Source organism: Haladaptatus sp. HS23, from assembly GCF_056892285.1.
Map to the genome: position 1 here is coordinate 18,345 of NZ_JBXGLH010000019.1, position 23,649 is coordinate 41,993.

Consider the following 23,649-nt stretch of genomic DNA (forward strand, 5'->3'; position numbering starts at 1 on the left):
GTATTAACACTATATAAAATTGTAGATGACTCGTAGTGTCTTCGGTTTTGAGGAGTTCTGCAGGGAGAAGAAGGAGTAGTGGTGCACCGTGATGACGTCGAAAGCCCCCGTCCGCTCGCGGCCGCTCGGCAACATATCGCGACTCTCTCCGCACCGCCCGCTCTGCGATAGAGATCGCCGAGACGACCACGGCTAACGCGAGCGGACGGCCCCTTTCAATCCCGCCCTGTGGACTGGTCGGTCTACTTTTCGCGATGTCGTCTCTGTGTGTGCGCAGTGTACGCCCGCTCGCCGTCCACTTCGGCCGGGCCGTCGTTCGCTCCCTCCCGGACCGCCATCGGGTTAGTCGGTCGGTTCCTGCGCGCCGTCGGTGCTCGGAACTGCCCTCACTCCGTTCGGCGACAGACTAACTCCGCTGGCCACTCGGCCCGACCGGGACGGCGCGCGTTCTCGTTTGTGTACCCTTCTATGGCGCGCTCGCTTCGCGCCCAGAGGACGCTCGCGAAGGCGCAAGCGAGCGCGCGGAGGAGACGGATGAGTTGTGTACTGTAGAGATGTGACTCGTGTAGTGGCGAGTGTCGGAAAAGACGCGGTAGTGGACGCGCCTTTAGGAAAGAATCCCAATGAGTAGTAAACAGACGATCGGTCAAATAGTTTCGGTCGATGAACAGGCGATTGAATGTGACGAAGCAGAAATCGAGAGTGTTGAGGAGACACCTGAGCTGCGGCCGTCGGTTGAGCAGACGATCCAAGGGAAGGTGGATACGAATCATCCGGATGGGGTTGGGCGTGGACTGACGTTAGCGGCAGAAGAGCGGATGGTGGCACGAGAAACAGAAATCAATCGAACGCGTGAGCGATGGGATCGATCACAAGATTCGAAACGGGAAGTGCAGTGTCGGCGAGCATCGAAAGCAGTGAGTCGAGAGCGGCGCTGTGCGTTCCAGGAGCGAGCGGCAAGTGTAGATCCGTGGTGTGACCCGGAGAGAGGGGATCCCCGCGAGGAGTTAGCTCAGGAGAAGTTAGCGGCAGTGAACAAGCAGGCGATGCGGTTAGCGGAAAAGCTTGAAGGATGGTCAAGAGCAGCGATCAGTCGGCGGTTAGCTGAACGCGTCGTGGATGAGACAGGCATAATGGGTGCAGTTGTGGGTGTGTATGAAGAATTGCGGACGGCCCCCGGGCAGGTGATTCCGATCGCGGATGTGCAGGACGTGAATCGGAAGGAGGTGAGCATCGAAGGGACGGTAACCCAGCTGTGGACTCCTGGCAGTCCGAAAATCCAGCAAGTTGGACTGATCGAAGACGACAGTGGTCGCATCAAATTCACCGTGTGGCGAGCATCGCAAAAGACGATGGTTCGAGAGGGTGAGAGAGTGCAGTTGCGGTCAGTTGCAAAGAATTGGTACGAGGGGCGTGTCTCGGTGGCGGTAACTGGCTGGAGCTGTATTCACAGTCCTGAGCGCGGTCGCTGGTGGGAGTAGTTGGGTAGTATCGGTTTCTTTTTATTGTGTGCCGGACCGACCCAGCCCCCGCCGCCCCACCCTCCGCTCCGTGCTCGCTACGCTGTGCGCGCAGCCACGACCGACGTAATAGTTCGTTGCGCTCTGCAATAGCAGGAGATAGCCAAATCCGGAGAATGCCGAGCGACTGTCCAGTATGCTGCGATAAGGGTGAACTGGACTGGTTGCGGCCAATGGACTGTCTTCCGTGAGTCAGTAGTCTGGGTATAGATTTCGAGACTTCTCTATAGTTTCATTCAACAGACGCACCTGAATCGTGTAATCTTTAGTAAAATATTTCTAGCCCTGATTGTTTTGTCAGAATTGTGCTGCTCAGCGCACTCTTCGACACGCCAGCGGTTAAGTCACCGTTCATCTCATCCGGAAATCTCGCTGACGAAGAGCGACTAGCCCACTTCCCGGCCACGACGAGATTACATGCAGGCCTCCTCAACGCGATGGTAGAGCGTGGCAAGGACCTCATCGTCGTGACGCCGTCCGACAGAGCCGAATTTCTGCACCTCCACGCCCTCGAAGCACTCTTCGGGCCCAAGGTAGATGGCCGTAACGCGGTCTTCCTGCTCAGCTCCAACACGGAATTCCGCGAGCGGTTCCGGCAGCTCGCCCCGACGTCGATACGGCCACCACACGACAAGTCTCGCTACGCGCGTGAGGAGACCCCAATAGCGAATGTGACGAAAGACGGATCCCTAGCGACAGTAACGAAGAACCTGAACCATCCCGACAAGCCTGCGCGGTTTCTCTTCTCGTACACGAGCACGCGTATTCCTTCGGACGATGTCGGGGATCGAGTTCGATGTGTGATCTACGACGACTCTGTGAAGTACGACGAAGAACGTCTCCTCCGATTATTGAACTGGAAACAACGGAATGACGTGCCCGCGATAGTCTACTTCACGAGCAATCCGACGTCAGACCTAGTGGAGAAACTACGGAAACGGGCATTCGTGTGGACGTGGCCACCTCGGCTGCTGTCTGCCGTAACCAAGAGTGACCGAGATCGTGGGCACGAGTGGATACGTACCGACGAGGAAGTGAGCCCGACAACCCGCCGTGCCCAAGTCGTCGCTAGACGGGAGCTGAACCGCGTTTCGGGGCTTTCTATCGACGTCCATACGTGCGGCGACGGAGATCTCCTCACGGCCCTGAAACGGGCGAACGACCGTAGAGCGAGGTTCGAGTACTTGGCGCGAGAGCTGGACGCCGACATCCTCAAGCGAGGCCAGCAGCTCGTGCGGTACGCTCTAGGGAGTTTCCGCGAACTCTTGGCCCCCCTTGACGTGGCCGACTTTCATGCCCGGCGGACAACCATATCAAGCCGGCTCGCACAACTTGGTCGGTTCGCGGGCCGCATCGCGTCCGATCCCGAGGCTAGTCCCGCAACCGGCACGTTCCGGGGCGTAGTCTCGGCTCTCGAAGAGCTAGAAGAACTTTGGGACGATGTGCCTGCGAGCGACAAGAAAGAGGGCGTGCTAGTCGACAACCTGCTCTACGGTGCACTCGACAGGGGGGACTCGATTTCCGTCGTCACTGCGACAGAGAGTCAACAGCAGGCACTCACGACGTTCCTCCAGTCCGAGCACGCTGCTCTTTACCGTGATCTGGGTGACGACCTCTCAATACACGACACTCACAGTGTTCGCTCGGCCGACCCGACGGACCACGTCGTCCTCTACGGGGCACTCCGGTGGGGTGACCGTGATCTCCTCCGCACCGACGTCGCAACAGACGCTATCGTCCTGGCGTATCCCATCGAAATGGGTCTCCTCCACTCACAAGTTGACGCCTTGGACGATTCCTTCGAGTCGATTGCGGACACAACGTTCTGGAACGTGATCGACAAGCTGACCCGTATTGCTACGGACGAACCCGCGGACGTCGAACGTGTGAACATCGACCTCCCTGAGTACAAGGAACCCAGTACGAGTGATCTCGGTGAGGACATCTCCGTAGACGAGGGCGAAGGAGAAGACCTGGGTGAAATCGTTCGAGGGTACGAGACAGATTACGAGGACGGTGAAGACTTCGACCCTACCGAGTTCGAGACATCCTCTACGCAACAGACGACCGCCTCTGGTGGACGGACCGAGACCGACTGTCTCGACGTCCACTTCGACGACGGCCTGTCCATGTACCTCCGCAAGGACACTGATGTGTTCATCGTGCGCGAAGGACACGACAAACTGTTCAAGAAGAACGCCTCCCGTCTCAAGAAACACGATGTCGTCGTCCACCTGGAGGACACCGACGAGATGCGTGACCAACTGTACGCGTTGATTCGTGAACGGGGAGACGTCGGACTGTACTACTACGCGAATCTGTGGAAAGTCAACCTTGAAGCCGCCTTGGAGGAGACCAGTGACGACCTCGACGACTTCGTGGAGAAGATGGAGCAACAGGGTCTCGACAAGGGCCGCGGCACCTACAAGCGGTGGTACGAGATGAAAGTCCACCGGACGCGGTCGAAGAAGAGCTTCTGGGCCATCACCGATGCGTACGATCTCGAAGGTGTGAAAGAGAACTTTAACCAGGTGTGGAACGCTGTCCAGGAGATGGAGACGATATACAGTCGTCTAAAGAGAGCACTCCGACAGACAGCACTTCGATCTGCCGCCGACGGAACACTAGACGACGTGATGCTGTCGGAGAGTCCGGACATCCGTCTCAGCGACTTCGATATCGGGAAGTATCTCTTCCGACTCAACGTCCAATCGATAGAGGAGGGTGTTGAGGCCAAGAGTTCACAGATAGGACGATTACGTGGGCTCCAACCACTTCGTATAGTTTCTGATTAGAAATATTTGTCTGAATGAAATGTGCCGTCCTGGTTCCTGCTACTGCGCTCCTCTAGTCCGAAGCCGTCAGACGACGACTGGAACGAGTAACTTACTTTGCTCCCTAGCTAGATTTGTCATCTCGAACCAGTCTATCTCCCTAAATTTATGATACCCTGCTACGACGAGAGCATATGGGCCTTGGGCCGCGTGAAATTCCACCACAATCTGACTCTCGTAGGTACGTTCGACCACCGGACGACGCGTACGAGATAGACGCAGACGACAAGGAGTATCAACAGCATCAAGCCGTCAACAACGTTCTACTGGAACGACTTGTCGAACGAATCACGGGACGAGGCGACTACGGTCAGACCGTCTACGACGTTAACCCGAAGGATCAGTTCTTCGCGGGCGCACTTGCGAGCCAATACCAGTACCGCGAAGCTCAAGAGTCCGACGACGCGTTCGGGAACATCGCAACGCGAGTCGCGCCCTTCACTATGGGGCTCCAGTTCAAACTCCCGGGGTCTGTTCCGGATAACGAGACGGTGACGATCAATCCGTCCGCGAAGGTGTTCTATCGCCGCCTCCCAACCTACGAGGAGCAACAGGAGTTTGGTGGGCCCGTCGGATTCGATCCAGAAATCGCTGAGGACGACGCGCTCACGCCCTCCGAAGGAGGTGAGGACTCTGAGGGAGAAGACGTAGAGGACGACGACTCCGGTGGGTACGCTGGAGACGACGCGTCGCTGGAAGAGCTCCGACCGGTGTACGAACGAGTTCAGATCGATGCGGGTCCTCTTACCGTCACCGCGGGGGAACTGAAGCGTGCAGCGCAGTCCGACGGTGAGCTATCTCCCCTTAAGGCCGACGATGCGCTGCAGCATGCGATAGAAGCCTATTGTCAAGACGAGCGCCGGTACCGGGAGCCGGACCCGCCGGAAGAGGTAGATAAGCGTGACGCGGAAAAGATTCCGGAAACCGCTCTCGAAGACGAGAAAACCTTCGAGACATTCTTAGAACAACGATTCAGTGGAGACACGCCGACGCCGGTGTGGAATTTCGAGATATCACTTACGGCCCAATACGACGAGGACGCCATCATCGTCTCCGTCTCTTTCGTGAACAAACACGGTGTCGAGTACCCCGACGCGCTTGACCCGAAAGGCGAGGAGTGGCGGGCGTTCTTCTTCGACGTCAACTCCGACGTTTCCGTCAAGGAAACTCCGATTGAGCCGTTCGTCTCCGACGAGATCAGGAACGAGTACCACTACGACCCCGAGATGGATGGCCTCGGACGCAACTGTAGCGTCGAACGAACCGATCCCACCACGATAGAGACGGTGACCGTCCCGATTCACGAACAGCGGAAGTATCGTAGTCGAGAGACGCTCTCGGCTCCGTTCAGCGACTTCGCGGGAGGCACTATCGAGACCCACTTAGACCGCATCTCTCGGGAGATGGAGGAAGCCCGAGAACAGTACGAGTCGATGCGCTCCGAAGTCCGGGACGGTCGGAGTGACGAAGCACGCGAGAAATTCGACGAAAACTTGGAGGCGTTCGAGAAGGAACGACAGCGTTTCGACCAGGGCCGGAAACTCATCCGGGACGACGTAGGCCACAGTCGAGCGGCGTTCAAGTTCATGAACCAGACGTTCGACCAGATGGGGGAGAAGTACGAGGAGTGGTACCTCTTCCAGATCATCTACATCGTCATGGCCATCCCGGACGTGGTGGCTCAAACCGAAGACATCGACGCAGAGGACCACTGCTTGGACGAGGTTGACGTGATCTACTTCCCTACCGGTGGTGGGAAGACCGAGGCGTACCTCGGCCTCGTAGTCTTCACCGCGTTCCGAGACCGATTCCGGGGGAAGGCTCACGGGACGACGGCGCTCACGAAGTTCCCCCTCCGGCTGCTCTCCCTGCAGCAACTCCAGCGTATTGCGGACGTCTTCGCACAAGCGGAGCTGATCCGCCGTCGTGAGTGCTCTGACACCGACGAGTTCAGCCTCGGGTACTTCGTCGGGAGTGGGAACACTCCGAACCAACTGATGGAGACGGACGAGGACGGTAACCTCACCGACAACATCAGTCTAGTGAAAGAGGAAGACAGTCGATACGCCGAGAAGTGGAAAATCGTGACGACGTGTCCGTTCTGTGGCGAGGACGCCGTTGAATTGGACGGCGACTACGACCGGATGCGCCTCCTCCACATCTGCACGAACGACGACTGCGACGAAGAAGAGCTCCCCCTCTACGTGACGGACCGAGAGGTCTATCGGTACGCTCCGACCTTCGTGGTGAGTACGATCGACAAAATCGCGGTCGTCGGAATGCAACGTCGTTTCCGCACCATCTTTGGGCGGTTGAAGAAACGCTGTCCGAAGCACGGGTTCTCGGGAGAGAACCGATGTTTGGTGGCGAACCGAGGGTACTCACGGTACAGCTGCGACGAAGACGTGGAAGACGTTGACCCAGTGGATCCACCCTCTATCCTGATTCAAGACGAACTCCACCTCCTCCGTGAGGAGTTCGGTGCGTTCGACTCCCACTACGAGACGTTCCTCCAGGAGTGGGCGAACCGTGTCGGTGACGGCTGGGATATCAAGAACGTCACCGCGACGGCGACGATCAAGGGGGCCGAAAACCAGGTCCACGCCCTCTACTGGAAGGACGTGAACACCTACCCATCTCCGGGCCCGCTTCTCAAACAGTCGTTCTACGCGTACGAAGACCCTCACCAACTCGGTCGTCGTATCGTCGGTTCGGTCCCCCACAACGTGTCACGGACGTACGCACTAGTTGAGGTGCTCCGTGAGTACGCCGATGTCGTCCAGCACTACCAGCGGAACCCAGACAAACTCTCAGCGGCGTTAGAACGGGAACACCACCGGACGACACCGTACGGGGAAGTCGTTGACCTCGGCCTCCCAGACGGAGATTCAGGGAGACAGAGCGCTGTCCTGGACATCTTGGAGTATTACGATACGCAGATCGCGTACAACATCCAAAAGGTAGACAGCGACCGTCTCCAGCGTGCCGTCCCCTCCATGATCAACCCGTGGCTAGAGACACGGGACGAAGAGCGCGACGCGCTGAACTCCGTGGTGATGAGCGGTGAGACGGGTTTCGATGTCGTTCGAGACGTGTTAGAACGTCTCGAATCGGACGATCCTGACGACCCCGTGGACATCGTGAACGCGACGAGTATGATATCCCACGGCGTTGACGTGGACACGCTGAACTTCATCTCGTTCTTCGGGATGCCACGACAGACGGCGGAGTACATTCAGGCGTACTCTCGTGTCGGCCGCCACGTTACGGGTACCGTCTTCGATCTGTTCAACCCGGTCCACGTCCGTGACCGCTCACACTACACCCGGTTTGACCGGTACCACGACTTCCAAGACCTCCTCGTCGAAGCGACCCCGCTGGAACGGTGGGCCGAGTTCGCGGTGAGCTGCACGATGCCGGGTATCTTCGCTGCGATGCTCCTCCAGTACTACGACGAGCAACTTGAATCCTCCATCGGGCGTGTGTACCTCTACGACTCGTTCCGCGAGGCGCAGCGTGCAGGCGATCTCGACAAGGACGAGCTCCTCGAATTCGTGAAACGATCCTACTGTGTCACGTCCGACCAGCGCCCCGAGTGGGCGGAGGACCGGACGGTTGATCTCTACGAGCGGAAAGTTGAGCGGGAGTTCGACAACATCTGGGAACGGTGCATGTCCGGCCACCCGAAGGACGGCTACCAGGGGTGGATCGGGAACATGATCAAGCGTAGTGAGGACGACCGAGGACCGATGCGGAGTCTACGGGACATTGACGAGCAGCTTCCGATTGACGTCGATACGGGTACCGCACAGGTGCTAAATATGTTCGATAGGAGGCAGTGACGATGACAGATTCAGAGATGAAACGCGGTCTGGCGCAGGTGATGTATCGATTCGGCCCCAAGTCGTTGTTTGACTACGGGCGACGAGGATTGTCGATGAAAGTGTCCCGGTGGGAGACCGACAAGGTCAGCTCGCTCGACACGAACTACGTCGCGGAACAGATCGCCACTCACGCATCCAGCTTCCGGAACGATGACGAGGACCCCTGGGTAGACCTCGCGGTGGACGACGTGGATTTCCGCCGACCGAACCGCGTCGTCGGATCGCTCTATCCCCTGACGATGTACTGTCAGAACCGGAGTTGCCACCGGGTCGTGAGTAAGAAGGAGCCCAGTCACTTCGTCTACACCAACGGGGAGTGTCCCGAGTGTGGCGGTGAACTCCGTCAACTCGCCTTCGTCCTCGTACACGACTGCGGGAACATGATGTCGATCAACCCGCAACCCTGCAGCAACCCGAATCACGGATACGACCACATCTACCTCAACAAGCAGAACATCAACGACCCCCTCTCGTGGCACTTCTACTGTGGTGAGTGTGGCGACTTCTGTGGGAACATGTCGAAGCGGTGTACCAAATGCCACAAGGAACGAGTGTACTTCCGTCCGATAGCGAGCAACTCCGTCTACTACTCCCAGGGCGACGTCCTCGTCAATCTCCCAATCGATCAGCGATACAGCGGCGACATCGAATACGGGGAGAGCTGGGCCCGTATACTGATGTCCGCTCACCTCGGTGACCTTGACAACGTCGTCGAAGAGGAGGGGAAGACCTACGAAGAACTCGGCCGGATGACGACGGACGAACGCGACGCAAAACGCCGGGAGAAGCAGATAGAGGAGCTGAAGGAGAAAGTGGGCGCAGAACAGGTTGAAAAGATGATCGAGAGTGGTGTGGATCTCGGAGATGTCTTCGACGTAGCGGAGGACACGATAAAGGGATCGACGCGAGAGGAGGTCGTCGAAGAGAACCGCGAACGTGTCGAGCTCCCCTCTCAGCGAGGCGGCGATAGCGACGTAGATCAGGCGTACTCAACGCTCTCTCATGAACTCTTCACTTTCCTTCGCTCTACTCAGGGATACGAAGGGAACATAGACACGACGGAGGGAATGGAGCGGCAACCCACTCCTCTGTCCCTAGACGGTCTCTTGGAGCAGGAAGATTTCCTCGAATCGAACCCGGAGGCAGAGGTATATCCGGAAAAACTCCAGAAAGTGAACATCAAGTCGGCGTGGGTCGTGGACAATCTCCCCCTGCTGAACTACACGTTCGGGTTCACACGCGACCGCCCCGAACGGTCGCGGACGGATCTACAGCCGTTCCCACATCCCCGGGGTGAGGACAGCACCCCCGTATACGTTGACCAAACACCCTCTGAGGCCATCGTCCTCCAAGTGAAACGATCCGCGATCATCGAGTGGCTGGACGAGAAGGGATCACTGCGTGGTGTCGAACGTCCCGATACAGACGACGAAAGTGACCTTAAAGAGTGGTTCTTGGAGAACGTGGACACCAACGAACTCCGTGACCACTACTCGCCCATCGAAGACGACCTCACACGGGAAGTGTACACGCTCCTCCACTCGATGAGCCACGCGCTGATGCGGACGGCGAGCGGACAGTGTGGTCTCGACAGCAACAGCATCTCGGAGTACGTGATGCCGAGCATCCCGGCGATTTTCCTCTACGCGAGCAGCACCGAACACTTCTCTCTAGGAGGGATGCATACACTGTTCAAGACGAGGATTCACCCCTGGGTGGATGAGACTATCGCGGACGTCCAGCAGTGCGTGTACGACCCAGTGTGTGAGCACGAGGACGGTGCCTGCCACGCGTGCCTCCACATGAGTGAAGTCGCTTGCGAGAGTGCCAACGGGAACCTCGACCGACGCTATCTAGTCGGCAACGACAGAGGTCGAATACCCGCGTTCTGGGAGTCAGAGTACGTGTGACCGACGACCACGATGCGATTTGTACGAATTTCGCGGTGGTCCGCCAGTTCGACGACCATGGCCGTGTCGTCGCTATCCGAGACACCATCTTGTCCCTGGACAGCAGAGATGTAACTCGGGCCGACGTAGATCGTGGATTAGGAACACCGCTAACCACCCGGGAAGCGGCTGCCCTCTTCACCTGTCTTCAGAAGAACGGAGCAGCAACTCAATCGGCGACCGATGAACGGGGTTTTGCGGCCTACACTTTCGAAGTCGATCCTCTCGAAGTAGACCGAGTACTAACCCAGCAAGCCGCAGTGATTGCAGCAGACCGTCGTTCCCCCCAGACGAGCCAGGACGACGTCGTCAAGTTCGTGGCCACACTTCCGGGGGGATTCGAACCGACCTCCGCACGAGTCCGTTCGATCCCCAACATCGCTTCTACGATCCGCAATCAGGTGTTCGACGCCGATTCGTCGGTACGGATTGCCAATCCGTACTTCGATCCATCACTTGAACTCGTGTCCGACCTTGCGAGTCTCCCTCAACGGGGTGTCGAGACACGACTATTGACCCGAGAAACCGCAGACGAGGAAGGCGATACAAGAACGACGCTCAACAAGATGTGGAACTTGATCGACGAGGAACATCGTGACAACTTCGAGGTGAGAGACCTCTACCGATGGGACGAGAGACAGGGGTCTCAGGCGTTTGCGACTCACGCGAAGATCGTAATCGTGGACGATAGGGTCTGCTACGTCGGAAGCGCGAACCTGACTGATACAAGTCTTTCAACCAATTTCGAGTTCGGTGTCGTCGTTGAAGGTGACATCGTTAAGGAAGCCACTACGGTGTTTGACGAAGTGTTCGAGTACTCGTACCCAGTTGATCTGCCGATATAGGTGATAATACTGCTCGTGTTGCGGATTTACCGGCTATTTGTCTTCGATTTTGTCTGTCTTGTTTAAACTCTCAGGAAGAGATATATTTCAGTAGTCGTGCGGAATACAAAGCGCGTATCGGTCACGGCTTGGAGATTCTTGACAGCCACTGTGGCGTCACGAACGCGATCGAGAGTTACGTTCGGTTTCAGAGGAATTCGTCCAGCGTGGAGTTTTCATTAAGCGCACGGCGTGTGTCAATCTCCTTGTCGTAGTTCGAGTAGTCCCTGATCCCTGCCGCACCCCCCGTCTGTTCCAAATAGTTGCGGGTGGTGTAGTCGACGTAGACCAAGGGGAGGACGTTCTTCGCGACATGTTCTTTCGGATACTCCCCGCGGATACCCTTTTACCGTCCTCCACCAAGCTGGTGAACACTCACTGTAGATGAACGGCGACGTCTGGCTCTCTTCGGAGTCGAACGTGGCTTGTCGCGGTGGTTGCCGGAGGTCAAACGAGATCTCGAACGCGCGCTCGTACGCGATCGGGAGGTTGAACATCTGGCCCGTGAGGTAAGTCGGCGACTTGAGCGGTGCTCAAGGCTTGTTCTCGATCACGTAATGGTCGGCCATCTGGTGAGCGAGCTCCCGGGATCGAGGGATCTGGTTGACGTGCCCTTCCGGGGTCAACGCCGGGCATGTCCGAGTACCGAGTGCACATGGGGTGGCCGAACCAGAGGTCGAAGTATCTCTCGGGCGTCTCCTCCATCAGGTCGACTTCTCGTGTCGTAGTATACCAGGGGTTGTCCTTGGGATCAATGGTGAAACAGTGGACCTCGCCGATCGTCGAGAGCGTCTCTGCCTCCACGCTGTAGTCCGCGAAACAGTAGGCGATTCGGAGTTCTCCCGATCCATCGTTGTCACTTGAGGTCATGATTATCTGGCTTGTTCATTCGGACGCGAGGCGGCTTCGAGAGCTACCGAGATAGCACGCCCCTCGGCGTGTATCCCGGTGGTCCAGTGACCGCGTGTCGAGGCACGTAGCAGTCCTCGGCCGCGTCGTACGCTACTCATAGCAACTCTCCCTCACCTCGACCGGTCAGTTCGTATCGGATCCCGCGCGCACCTACGCGTTCACGCGTGACCAACCCCAGCTCGTAGAGCCGACCGACAAGCCCGGAGCGGATGGTGCTGGCCTGGGCCGCCGACCAATTATCCGAGAACTCGCCGACCCGTTCGCTCAGCGGGTCGGGTCGGTCGATTCCCTCGGCAATCGCTGCGGCCACGACTCGCATCGCTCTGGCCTCTTCGGGGTGCTCGGCATCGACGTGATCGAGATAGAATCGTCGCTCAGCATCGGACAGGGAGTGCTCTACAGTCTCGTCTTGCTCGTCAAGGAGCGGGTTGATCAGACATGCGAACTCGAGACCGGCCTCAGTGATCCCGAACTCCCGGGTTTCGGGGTCGATATCAATGAGCTGTAAGTCGGGGGGCGCCCCCGTGAGGTTCCCTTCGGAGTCAATCTGGCCAACGAAGTGCGTCTTGAACCGGTCAAGCGAACGCTCGACTTTTTCGCCAGTGGGCAGAGCGGCCGAGAACTTTTCACCGCGGCCGCGGCCCATCCGGTCGTCTAGCTGCTCCAACCAGAACCCGTATTCGCGCGCGACTTGCGCGGTCTCATCACGGAACTGCTTGTATGGGGCGCCGTCTGTGCTCTCGCCGTCCAACCAGATCACCAGGTGTCGGAGCGACAGCTTCATCGGGAAGATACGGTTGTACTGTCCCCACAGTGGCCCCGTGTCGATTCGCGCTGGGGCCGGTGGGGCGACGGTGCGAGTGTCGAATTCCTGACGGGATAACTCCGTTAGGTCCTCCCGACAAACCGTACCTCGATGCGGCGACGACTGGCTCGTCCGCTCGTTCGACGCTCGGTCCCGGGGGGGTGACTCGTCAGCCTCAATGGCCTTGCTGAACGACATCAGTGTCTGTTGCTCGCCCGATTCCAGCTCCAACTGCGTCCGCAGCGCCCGCACGAGGAACTCCTCGGGGTCCTCGTAGCCGCCGCTTCGCACGGCCGAGCGAATTTCGTCTACGAGTTCGGGTGGGATGTCGACGACAACGCGCATACTACGATACTTCCCCGTGGATGTCGTCTATCAACTCTTTTAATTCGCCTTGCAGCAGGAACCCCTCACTCGTCACCGACCACTGGTGGCTGACGGCCTTGGCAGTCTCCTCAAGGACAGTTTCATCTGGCTCTCGGTTGGCGATCTTCGAGAGGGCTCGACCCGTGCGCGGTCGTCGGAGGTCCATCCGGTCGAAGATCCGGTTCGACCGGTATGTCTGCGCGAGAACACCCTCGGTCTCGGTGTAGTCGTCCCCGTCGCGACTGAGCTCGGCCATGAACCACAAGCGTGAGAACGCGTTGGTGTAGAGGTCTTGCGTGGACCCGAGGAACTTCTCCTTCATGGATTTGTGTGTCCGGTCGGTCGCTTCACGCGGCCAGCGATACCGGACGAACTCCGGGTACCGACCGATGGCGAGGTAGTGCCAGATGCGCTGGTCGCCCGCATCCCGAAGCGGGATGTCGATGTACTTCCGGACGGCCGGGCCGACGGCCGCGTCGATAGACTCGTTGCCCTCGTCGCCCTCCTTGAAGTCGTCGGACTCGTTCATCACGAAATCGATAACCTGGTCGAGAGCTGTGAGGTTGGCCGTCAGGTCGGTTTCGGTCCGGCACTCACGGAGTCGCGACTCCGAGTAGCGCTCCGTGTCGCCGGTCATCAGGTCCTCGGTGACGAGGATCGAAGCGTTGCTGTCGAGTCTGTAAAGTGTGTCTTCGGTCATATACTGAGGTCCAGTACGCGTTCGAGTGATTCGTGCGGTGCCCGTCGTCGTTGGACGGTTGTGGCGACCTGGTTGAGCGTCTCGGAGAGCTCCCCCGGCTGTAGCATCTCCTCTACCTCGTCCGGTGAATTCGACGCGAAGAGGCTACCACAGACGTCAGAGAGCATCTTCTCCTGCCACGGGTACTTCGTCTCGCCGTGGATAACGAAGAGTTCGGCCGCCTCCAGGACGAACTGGGTCATGATCTGGGTGCCGAACAGATCGATGACCAGCTGTCGGACTCTCCCCCGACCGTGGGGACCCTTGTCCTCGAAGAGCGGCTCAAGGTACCCGTGGTCGGAGTTGATGTACAGCTTGGGGGAGGCCTCGTCCGTCAGATCGAGATACCACATGTTCCCGTTGTCGGCCGGGATGGTCGGGTCGTCGAACGACTTTGGAATGGTCGGCAGGTTGCTGGACGTTCCACCGAGCGGCTCGTCAACGTCCACGACCCCACGAGGACCGTGTGCGAGCTTCTTACCAACCTGCTCGGCGAACGGTGCCCCCGTGTGTCCTGATGGTTGCCCACCGAGTGGCTCTGTTCGAACCAGTAACGGGGTTAGCTGGACCCGACCACGGAGCATCTCGTACTCCAGTTCGATGGGGCCCTCATGCTCACCAGCAGAGAGCGGACTGTTCTTGACGACGCTTAGGAACCGGTGGTGGTTGGTTGGGCAATACCCCTCGACCACGAGTGCGGCGTCATGCGAGGCGCCGGGCGGAATAACCCGGTCTAAGATCTCGTCGGTGACTGTCACACGGATGGTAAGAGTAGCCACGTCCCAGCTCCCGTCTTCCTCTTCGGAGAGGTCCAGCGTGAGCGTGTCGTCGGGTGTCTGACTCGTCCCACCGTCCAGCGTGTAGGAGACGTACTCGAACCCCAGAGGATCTCTGGCGTACCGATATGGGTACGCGTCGAGACGAGTGCTTCCCTCTCGCCGGCTCAAACTCACGACCCACCACCCCCAGTGAGGTCGTAGTCGAAATCGACCCGTGTCTGACCAGCCAGGACCTCGTCACCGACGAAGACGGAAGTCAGCTCGAACTCGACATTGGTGGTGCTCGAGTCGAACGTGAACGTCACGGCTCCGTCTTCGATAACCTCGTCGACCGCCTGCGGGGAATCCCAGTCGGCGATATCGATCTGGTCAATCGTCCGGTTGGACCCGTCAACCTCGTCGATAGACAGCGTAACGGTCCATGAATTACTTGGCGACGACTCCAGAGTGAGCCCACCCTCGTACTCGTGAGCCCGGTCGAAACTGCCCTCAACCCACACCTCGTCGAACGGGGAGAGGCCGGGGTTAGGTCCCGGTCCTGATCCCGGTTTCCCGCCACCGTGGTCGTCTTCGAAGAACGGGAATTCTTCGCCGAGCGTGTCGACTCGGTCGTCGTCGTCGGTCTGAGCACCACCGAGAATCTGCTGGAGAGCCGTCTTGACGTCGGACTTGAGGAACGAGGTGATACGCTTCGAGGGGTTGTCGTCGTCGTACGACTGGGCTAGCTTCTGCGTTGGCTTCTCCCAGGTGTCGTGGGCTTCCGGCTCGGCGTCCCGGAAGAACGACTCAATAGACCCGTCGTCGTCGGGGAGGTCGGCTACTGCCAGTCCGGCGTCGTGCTTGGCCCCGCCTGCGATGAGGAGCGCGTGGAAGTCTTGTCCGGTCGTGCGGGAGGCCGCTCCGTAGTTCCGGTACTTGACGACGTGCCGGGCGCCTCGGAACATGGCGACGTCGTTACGGTACTTGTCGAGGTCGGTCTCGTCGTCCGCGAGTCGAACGACGAGCGCCAACTTCCCGGTCTGAGCGGGCTCGGTTTTCGTCGGCGGGACTTCGAACTCTACTTCCTTGACGGCCACAGAGCCGGGGTCGCCGAACTCGTCGTCCGGGTCCACCCAGGAGTCGTATGCCTTGACGTAGGGGGCGACGCGGTCGACCGTGTTGGGCTCGACCGTCCGTGGTGACGCATCCGATGGTCCCTGGACCGTGACCTTGATGCCGTCGTCGACGATGAGCGGCCAGTAGTACATCGCGGCGGCTTCGTAGAGGCCCTCCACGATCTTCTCGGGCGCGCGTGTCCGTCGCGTGGGTTCTCTGAACCCGACAACCAGCGTCGTCGTACCGTTCCCGTCGGCTCGGGTCAGGTGGAGGGTCTCTGCCAGGTCGTCGGGAACGTCACGGAGCGCGACCATTCGTTCGTGGGTCCCATCGTCGACACCGATCCACCCGCCGCCTTTGAACTCCTGTCCGCCGATCTCGTGATCGGGCAGGTCCAGACGGCCCACGAGTTTCGGTTCATCCTCATCTTCGGGTACGCTGTGGAAGAGGACGAGCTTGAATCCCGAAAAAGCCCACAGCACGGACGCCCCGACGCCGTGGACGCCACCACCTTCATTCTTGGTCGTGTCCGCGAAGTCCTTCACGAGGGAGGCGTAGTTCGTCTCGCGGCTGTCTTCGTCGCCCGAGAGACCAACCGCGTTGTAGTCTTCGACCCCAAGGAGGTACAGCTCGCCGTCACGAATCTGGTCCAGTACCTTCTGGACACCCAGCTTCTCGTCGTCCTCGGCGACAGCCTTGAGGTGCGGTTCGAGTTCGTCCCAGTCGATGGCCTGCTTAAACTCTTCAAGGCCCTCACCACGCCGTAGGCACTCAAAGAAGAAGTTGATGTGCGGTATTTCGCCGTCTTCGCGTGCGTCGTAGGTGTTCTGGGGGAGCTCTCGCGAGAGCGTCTCTAGGACGGAGTCGAGCGCGAAGTCTGTCTGAGGCAGACCCACGAAGGTGTCCTCGGAGTCCAACTCCTTGAACGACGCGTGTAGTTTGTGTGTGATCATAATTTATCTGTGTACGATGTGTGTATGAGTCAATCCGTACATAAGTGTTACCCACAGAAAACGTCTACTCTAAATTTTCGTCCGTCAAATATGTCCTTAGTTGGGCCTTGAGCGGCCATTCTGGACGTTTAACCGGGTCCTTGTCCGTGTCAGCTCGCTCAATCTTCTTCCTTCGGTGGGGGCTACTTAACCCGATGTGTACGTACGCCGTCTCCGGTGTCGACCGGACATCCCCATCTCCAAAGGGGTGTTGAGGGGTGTGATCGTGGTGTGGGAGTAGATTCGTCTTCGACCGAGACATCATGATCACGGAAGCCCCCACACACAATGCACACATGGACTGATGACGGCGCCAATGTTGCCGTCACTTGGATGGCTTAATCTCTTCTCGAAGCCGCCCGATCAGCTCGTGATTGTACTGATTACCGTCCTCACCATCCTAGCCCTTGATGGAATTGACGCTCAACTGGTTGGCCTGCTGCGTGGTGTCGTCAAGAACGAGGCCGATATCAGAGTCCTCTGTGATGCAGCCGTGTGGAGCCGAAACGGCGGATCGGGTACCTTCCTCACTGAAGACACTGAAGACCTCTTGGGAAGCAACGAGCATACAGGAAGTACTGTAGAAGGTGGTGAAGCGGATAAGAGCGGTGATGGTCTCCCCGATTCCTTCGCGGATTTCTTGGGCTCAGAGAATAAGTCCGTACCGGAACGAATCAACGACCAGATAGTGAGCCGCTACGATACTGGCTCGGCGTTACAGATTCTCTCCATAGAGGATTTTCTCACTATTGAGGCAGGGGGAAAGGCTCTTACCGAGACTCAGTGATGATCTGTCTAATCATCTCGCGTGCCTCGTTCTCTGACAACCCTTCGAGCTGAACGTTTGTCAGTGCGTGATTGAACCGCCGTGTCGTCTCGTCTATGACACGCGACGGTTCGTCTGCGAGTTCGTCACACATGGCTCGAACGGCGGGTTGGTAGCGCGCGAACCAGCGGTCAAACACCTTGTTGACCATCGTCTGGTTGGCAAAGACCGCGTCAGTCGTCGAATAATTGTCGCCACGCGAAGTGAGTTCCGCGATCCACCAAAGTCGGTGGATGGCGTTCGAGTACAAGTCGGAGCCCGCACCGAGGAACTTCTCCCTCATCGCTTCCTCGGAACGATACTCCCAACGGTGCCGGACGAGATTGGGATATTGGACGACTGCTAGCCAGTGCCAGAGGCCGGGGTCACCGGCAGTTCGTCTCGTGATGTCGAGAGCACGGTGAATTTCTTCGGCGAGTGAGCCATCTATAGCTGTGTCGTACTCCGGATACTCCTCAAGCACCTGCTTTACCGCCGAATCGATCCTATTGAGGTCGGCTGTCGGATGACCCGGCATGGGCTCTACGTACTCATTCAGCTGTTCGTCGGTGAGCGTTGCCACGCCTTTCATGAACGATTGACCAACGAGGCGCCGTCCATCTTCGGTCAGTCGGTGTAATTCTGTCTCGGTCATGTTAGATCTGAAGGCCCTCCTCCATGAGATGGATCAGTTGCTCGCGGGGGTTGATGTACTCCTGAAGTTCACTATCGATCCGCTGTATCACATGGGGTAGGGTCTGTGGATCAGAGAGATCATCCCTGAGACGGTGAGTCGATTCTGATACATCATTAGTATCGTAGAGGTTCCGAGCAAACGTTTGGAGCACCATCTCCTGCCACTCGTGTTCAACCTCGCCCTCTACGTCTACAGCACTTCCAGCACGAACGAGCAGTTGTACCCACACACCGTAGCTCACCTGGTCAAGTATCACGTCGCGCATCCGAGCCTCGGCCCCGACAGATCCTCTACTCTGTAGAACCTCGGCAATACGGGGGTGGTCGGAGTTGATCCACAATTTAGGACGACTCTCGTTCCGGAAGTCGAGGTAGTATAGCTTGTTCCCATCTGGGAGGTGTGCATTTTGTGAGAACCGGACTCGCTCACCATCGATGGCGGCTCGCTCTTCTTCCTCGTAGCGGTCAATGACGACGTAGTACAGCGTCCCACTGGCGACGCGGAAGTTCTTCTGGTCGGCGTAATGGTTTGGTTCTTCTCCTGGACGAGCTTCGGTGCGAACGAGATACGGACGCAGTTCGACGGTCCCTCGGACAGTGTTCTTAGGAACCTCTAGAGTGACATCGTATTCACCGGGCGTCGTAGGAGTTTCGGAGATGACCTCCCGGTCACGATAGATCGTCTCGTGACAGCGAATGGTGACGTAGAGTTTGGCTGGCGGCTCTGCCCGTTCGTCTTCTGGAAAGACTGCCTGTACTGTCTCCTCGGGTAGGTGAAGTTTCCCATGGAGAGTAATGGTGTTCCAATCCGGCTCGTCATTACTGTCAGATGACGACACTGCCGATGCGAGGTCAATCTCTGTCTGTGCCGGGTTCAGTTCAAGTGCTGTTTGATTTCCATCGTCAACGGTGAACGAGTCCAACTTGAAGTCTACTCCCTTATCACAGTAGCTGAACGGAAGTGTCGTGGTACGATATCGCTGCGAGTGTTTGGTCACGCTTGATCCTCCTCGGGGGTCTGTAACTCTGCGAGTATCTCTAGTTGTGTTGCGCCGACGTCACCGTGCACTAAGTCAGCAGGTTCATCGGAATGAGAACGACCAGAGAACGTGAGTTCATCGACGTTTTCGTCGGCGACGAGGTGAACACATCCATTGTTGTATGACACAGTTACGCCGCATTGTTCGATTTCGACGTAGTCGATGGGAATGTCGTCGTAACGGGATCCGTCCTCACCAACACCAGTTAGTGAGATATCGGTACTCCATCCCTCGAACTCCTCTGGCAGTGCTTTAATTCGACCAGAAATCTCCCACGCGTCGCCGTCGAAGCGAGACGAGCTGTCGATTTCGAAAACGGGATCGGCGGGCGACATCGTGGATCGGGGATTCCCGCTCCCGTGGATCGGAAACCGATTCAGAACGTTGTCGGAGAGAGAGTCGCCGTTACTGCCCTTCGAGATCAAGTGACGGAGGCCGTCACGCAGCGTTCTGAACATATCGTCAAGTGCCATTCGGAATCCACGTTGATACTGTTCACGAAGGTTCTCAGTAGACTCCCACTCGTCGTGCTCAGGCGGCTCGGCGAATCGCAGGAACCGGTCGTTCTCTAGATCACTATCCGAGGGAACTCCTTCCGACCGCGCTTCGCCAGCGGCTAATACACCGAAGAAGTTCCGGTCACCGTAGGCGACACGACTCTGGTCGTAGTACTTGACCACCATCCCCGCCCCCCGGAACAGTGCGACGTTATTTAGATACGTATCGTCGTCCGCAGGGGATGCGAGGCGAGCCGACAACCGAACCGAGCCATCGGGAGTCTCAGTTCCGTCGGCACGAGGCGGGAGGTTGATCGGGATATCGAGTCCAGCAACGTCCCCAGGGTTCACCAACGTCTGATCGTCCGTAGTTCTCTCCTCGTAAGCCTCAACGAACGGTCGGATCGCCGGGACGCTCTCGACGTCGGCCGTCAGTGTATCGTCGGGTGTTTCGACCGTGACTTCGAGATCACCCCGATAGATGGCTGGCCAGAAGTACTTGACAGAGGCGTCAACGAACTCCTGTGCGAGGTCTTCGACGTCCGGTCGCTCGTCCCGCGTCGGGTCCTGGAACTCAACGACCATTGCGCTCGTTCCGCTGACAGCGGGTCGTTCCACGTGCAGTTGCTCTGCGTGCCGCGACGCGCGCTCTCCCCAGAAGGACTCGGGGCGGGGGCCGTCGTCAGTCTCGATTAGCTGGCAGAGCCACCCCGCACCTTGGTACGTCGTATCGTCTCCTTGGAGTTGGTGTGTGGGGAACTTAGAACGGGCGATGAGACGGGGCGAGTCGTCTTCACGCTCACCTGCGAGGTGCGAATTGAAAACGACTGTCGAAGCCCCCGAGAACGTCCAGAGTACAGACTTACCGAGACCGTACGAGCCGCCCGCAGTGTCGTCTTGCTTGCTGCTGTAGAGTTCGTCGCGCACGAGCGCGGCGTAGTTGGAATCTCCGTCCCAGCTTCCGGTCAACCCGGTTGTGTTTTTGTCTTCGACGATGAGGAGGCGGAGTTCGGCATCGGGGTCGTTGACTCGTTCGACGACCCGTTCGTATCGATGGCCATTATGTGTGTCTGCGACCGCTCGCATCCGTTCACTGAGTCCATCGTCCCAGTCAAGTCCGTTGAGGAACTCCTCTTTCGCGTCACCCGTGAGCGTGACGAAACGGAATGTCACTTTGACTGGATCATTAGTCTGGAGGCCCTGGTCGTTCGCGTTTTGAAGAACCTCACGGACGAACGCCTCTGAATCGTGATCTACGGCGTGTTTAGTTGGATCGTCGCCGTAGCGTGGTGCTCCTGGCCCACCACTGAAGAAGAACCACTTGGCTACTTCGCTGATTTGAATCTGTTCCTGATTCATATGATAAACCGTTTGTTTGTACGGAACTGCGACCACCTAGTTAGTATTACTGTTACGCGTCGATGAGTTCCGTTAGTTGGAACGGGCAGAGATTCTAATCGGGGGACATCGCCGTACTCATCACGTGGCAGGAAGCAGTCGGTACGATGTCGTTGCCGAACGTTTATGTGACGATACGCAGGAAAGAAGGTTATGAAGGTAGCTGCAGTGGATTTGTTTTGCGGGGCCGGTGGACTCAGTTATGGCCTCCAACAAGCCGGTATCTCGGTCGTCGCAGGGATTGATCAGGACCCAGACTGTAAGTACCCGTACGAACAGAACATAGACGGCAAATACGTACGAGCAGATGTCCACGCGTTAGCACAGGATCCAGAACCAATCGCACAGATGTATCCGTGGGATGCGGACCTAAAGGTCCTCGCAGCATGCGCGCCTTGTCAACCGTACTCTACGATGGGACATTCGAAGGGGAAAGGCCACGAGGATCATCAAAAATGGGGGCTGTTAAACGAGGTATCACGGATCGTAAAGTACGTTGAACCGGACGTGGTCGTCACGGAAAACGTACTCCAAGTGAAACAAGAGGATGGCGTCTACGACGCGTTCGTTGAGAGCCTCAAATCCCAAGGTTACCACGTCAACAGCGACGATAACAAGAACGTCTACTGTCCCGAATACGGGATACCACAGAAGCGGAAGCGGTGGGTGGTCATGGCGTCCAAGCGGGGACCCCTCTCTCTGCCCACTCCCCCGATTCAAAACGAGAATAACTACCCGACGGTCAAAGACACGATTGATCACCTGCCACCAATCGAAGCAGGTGAAGTTAGTGACGTGAACGACGTGCATAGAGCCCGTTCTCTCTCGAAAAAGAACCGGGAGCGTATTGACAACATGGTGCCCGGCGGAGATTGGACTCTCTGGGAAGAGCCAGACCTTAACCACCTCCTTGCAAACTGTCACCGGAAGGCGAGTGGACAGTCGTACAAGGCACCCTACAGCAGGATGCGGCCCGCCGAACCCTCTCCGACAATCACGACGCAGTTCTACAACTACGGCAGTGGTCGCTTCGGACACTACGATACAGACCAGAATCGGGCACTCTCGCTCCTTGAGGGAGCACTGCTTCAGACGTTCCCGGAAGACTACGATTTCTACGACGAGTGGGAGGACGTCGGCGTGTCGAACCTGGGCCGACTGATCGGTAACGCGGTTCCCCCGAAGCTCGGTGAATACATGGGGCAGGCAATCCTCTCGCACGTCGATGCGGCAGTACCGTCTGTCGAGTCCACTGTCGCTGACGACTGAGAGAGACATTATGTCGTCTGAGGAGGAGTGCCGGTTTCGGGCAGACCTGCTAGAATGGGGGGAAGAGAACCGCCGCGAGTACCCGTGGCGGGAACCGAATCGAACACTGTACGAGGTGTTCGTAGCGGAGTTCTTCCTGACTCAGACACCGGCTGACAACGTCGCAGCGGCCTATCCGAGGTTCTTAGAACGGTTCCCCACGCTGGACGAGATTGCGGAGGCCAGTGAGAATAAACTCGTCGAAGCTATCGAGCCTCTCGGATTCCAAAACATGCGCGCAAGGGCATTGAAGCAGATCGCCTCGACACACAACTACCTCCCCACCAACCCAGAATCGTTGATGGAACTCCCGCGAGTGGGCCGATACGTGGCGAACGCCACGTTGTGCTTCGCCCGTGATGACCAGTTGCCGGTTCTCGACAGGAACGTTGAGAGGGTGTATAGTCGGGTATTTCGAGACACCTGGCCCGAGAAAGAAGCAGATCAGCTGGCTTTCACGCAGAGATTGGTACCCGACGAGGCCCGTACGTACAATTTCGCTCTGCTTGATTTCGGCTCGTTAGTCTGTCAGACAGAACCGCTGTGTGAGCAGTGTTTCGCCAACGAGTATTGTGTCTACTATCAAGAATTTGCAAGGCATTCTTAGTGCTACAAAATCGCTGGCAGCGGTTCTCGGAATGGAGCATGTCTCTTGGTTGCCTTAACCGCAATAATTAGACGCAGCGTGAGTGGACCTGTTGGAGCTCCCAACGACAGGCAGGACAGACGGGCTGAATAGGGACACAAATCCAGTATGAAGAATTTTGTATAGTGGAACTCTTCTCACCGATATGGAGAACATCCCTCAGCCATCGGACTCACCATATAAAGTTGGGCAACGAGTCCGCATTTATCTGAGCGACGAGGACGTTGACTCACAATATCACGGACTTGTCTGCGAAGTTATCGCAGACGAACCAGATGGTCTGGGTGAATTAACGGGACGAGATGTCGATAGCCATCACTATCGTCTTCGCCGAATTGACACCGAAGACGAACTTACACTTTCATTTCGACATGAGGATCTTGTTCCCGTGGCCGAATGGCCGGTTCAAGAATAACCGTTTGTGTCCCTTTTCAAGCAGGTAGTATTCCATTCTGGTGTTGAATACGTGCTACGTGTCCAGTACATCTCGCTGAACATTA

Annotated in this window: 17 protein-coding genes; 9 read left to right on the plus strand and 8 right to left on the minus strand. The window is 57.7% G+C overall.

Annotated elements, in window-relative coordinates; translation table 11 throughout:
- Window positions 1–623: 623 nt before the first annotated feature.
- From AC1XDK_RS27335 to AC1XDK_RS27355, 5 genes are all read left to right on the plus strand, one after another.
- Window positions 624–1,481: a DNA-binding protein gene (locus AC1XDK_RS27335; RefSeq protein WP_483353179.1), complete on the plus strand. Its 858-nt coding sequence runs from the start codon at window positions 624–626 to the stop codon at window positions 1,479–1,481.
- 344 nt (window positions 1,482–1,825) lie between these two features.
- Entirely contained in the window at window positions 1,826–4,315 is a 2,490-nt protein-coding gene (locus AC1XDK_RS27340) for a hypothetical protein (RefSeq protein ID WP_483353180.1), read from the plus strand.
- Between the two features lie 173 nt (window positions 4,316–4,488).
- Window positions 4,489–8,196, plus strand: coding sequence for a helicase-related protein (locus AC1XDK_RS27345; RefSeq protein ID WP_483353181.1), 3,708 nt, complete (start codon window positions 4,489–4,491; stop codon window positions 8,194–8,196).
- A 2-nt stretch (window positions 8,197–8,198) separates the two neighbouring features.
- On the plus strand, window positions 8,199–10,148 hold the full coding sequence (locus AC1XDK_RS27350; RefSeq protein WP_483353182.1) for a Zn-binding domain-containing protein: 1,950 nt from the start codon (window positions 8,199–8,201) through the stop codon (window positions 10,146–10,148).
- A gap of 440 nt (window positions 10,149–10,588) precedes the next feature.
- Window positions 10,589–11,032, plus strand: a complete 444-nt coding sequence (locus tag AC1XDK_RS27355) for a phospholipase D-like domain-containing protein (protein ID WP_483353212.1) — start codon at window positions 10,589–10,591, stop codon at window positions 11,030–11,032.
- A gap of 486 nt (window positions 11,033–11,518) precedes the next feature.
- Here the strand turns inward: AC1XDK_RS27355 and AC1XDK_RS27360 are convergent, their stop codons facing one another.
- From AC1XDK_RS27360 to AC1XDK_RS27380, 5 genes are all read right to left on the minus strand, one after another.
- On the minus strand, window positions 11,519–11,941 hold the full coding sequence (locus AC1XDK_RS27360; RefSeq protein ID WP_483353183.1) for a hypothetical protein: 423 nt from the start codon (window positions 11,939–11,941) through the stop codon (window positions 11,519–11,521).
- 136 nt (window positions 11,942–12,077) lie between these two features.
- On the minus strand, window positions 12,078–13,133 hold the full coding sequence (locus AC1XDK_RS27365) for a ribbon-helix-helix domain-containing protein (RefSeq protein ID WP_483353184.1): 1,056 nt from the start codon (window positions 13,131–13,133) through the stop codon (window positions 12,078–12,080).
- Window position 13,134: 1 nt separating this feature from the next.
- Entirely contained in the window at window positions 13,135–13,854 is a 720-nt protein-coding gene (locus AC1XDK_RS27370) for a DUF6339 family protein (RefSeq protein ID WP_483353185.1), read from the minus strand.
- Window positions 13,851–14,840: a hypothetical protein gene (locus AC1XDK_RS27375; RefSeq protein ID WP_483353186.1), complete on the minus strand. Its 990-nt coding sequence runs from the start codon at window positions 14,838–14,840 to the stop codon at window positions 13,851–13,853. Before AC1XDK_RS27375 ends, AC1XDK_RS27370 begins: the two co-directional genes overlap by 4 nt.
- A gap of 2 nt (window positions 14,841–14,842) precedes the next feature.
- A complete protein-coding gene (locus AC1XDK_RS27380; RefSeq protein WP_483353187.1) occupies window positions 14,843–16,720 on the minus strand; it encodes a hypothetical protein in 1,878 nt (625 codons plus the stop codon).
- 343 nt (window positions 16,721–17,063) lie between these two features.
- On the opposite strand from AC1XDK_RS27380, the gene AC1XDK_RS27385 reads away from it, so the two are divergent.
- On the plus strand, window positions 17,064–17,546 hold the full coding sequence (locus AC1XDK_RS27385) for a DUF8169 family protein (RefSeq protein ID WP_483353188.1): 483 nt from the start codon (window positions 17,064–17,066) through the stop codon (window positions 17,544–17,546).
- Here the strand turns inward: AC1XDK_RS27385 and AC1XDK_RS27390 are convergent.
- The 3 genes from AC1XDK_RS27390 to AC1XDK_RS27400 are packed head-to-tail and all read right to left on the minus strand — an operon-like array spanning window position 17,530 to window position 21,156.
- Window positions 17,530–18,219: a DUF6339 family protein gene (locus AC1XDK_RS27390; protein WP_483353189.1), complete on the minus strand. Its 690-nt coding sequence runs from the start codon at window positions 18,217–18,219 to the stop codon at window positions 17,530–17,532. The two genes, AC1XDK_RS27385 and AC1XDK_RS27390, sit on opposite strands and share 17 nt — an antisense overlap.
- A 1-nt stretch (window position 18,220) precedes the next feature.
- Window positions 18,221–19,258: a hypothetical protein gene (locus AC1XDK_RS27395; protein ID WP_483353190.1), complete on the minus strand. Its 1,038-nt coding sequence runs from the start codon at window positions 19,256–19,258 to the stop codon at window positions 18,221–18,223.
- Complete coding sequence (locus AC1XDK_RS27400) at window positions 19,255–21,156, minus strand: hypothetical protein (RefSeq protein ID WP_483353191.1); 1,902 nt, start codon at window positions 21,154–21,156, stop codon at window positions 19,255–19,257. Before AC1XDK_RS27400 ends, AC1XDK_RS27395 begins: the two co-directional genes overlap by 4 nt.
- 192 nt (window positions 21,157–21,348) lie before the next feature.
- Here AC1XDK_RS27400 and AC1XDK_RS27405 point away from each other — a divergent pair, with 192 nt between their 5' ends.
- The 3 genes from AC1XDK_RS27405 to AC1XDK_RS27415 all read left to right on the plus strand — a co-directional run bounded on the left by AC1XDK_RS27405 (window position 21,349) and on the right by AC1XDK_RS27415 (window position 23,564).
- The gene (locus tag AC1XDK_RS27405) at window positions 21,349–22,464 is read left to right on the plus strand and encodes a DNA cytosine methyltransferase (protein ID WP_483353192.1); all 1,116 of its coding nucleotides are present in this window, start codon (window positions 21,349–21,351) and stop codon (window positions 22,462–22,464) included.
- Between the two features lie 10 nt (window positions 22,465–22,474).
- Window positions 22,475–23,110 (plus strand): HhH-GPD family protein, encoded by a 636-nt coding sequence (locus AC1XDK_RS27410; protein ID WP_483353193.1) that lies wholly within the window; start codon window positions 22,475–22,477, stop codon window positions 23,108–23,110.
- A 184-nt stretch (window positions 23,111–23,294) separates the two neighbouring features.
- Complete coding sequence (locus AC1XDK_RS27415; RefSeq protein ID WP_483353194.1) at window positions 23,295–23,564, plus strand: DUF8139 family protein; 270 nt, start codon at window positions 23,295–23,297, stop codon at window positions 23,562–23,564.
- The last annotated feature ends 85 nt before the right edge of the window (window positions 23,565–23,649 follow it).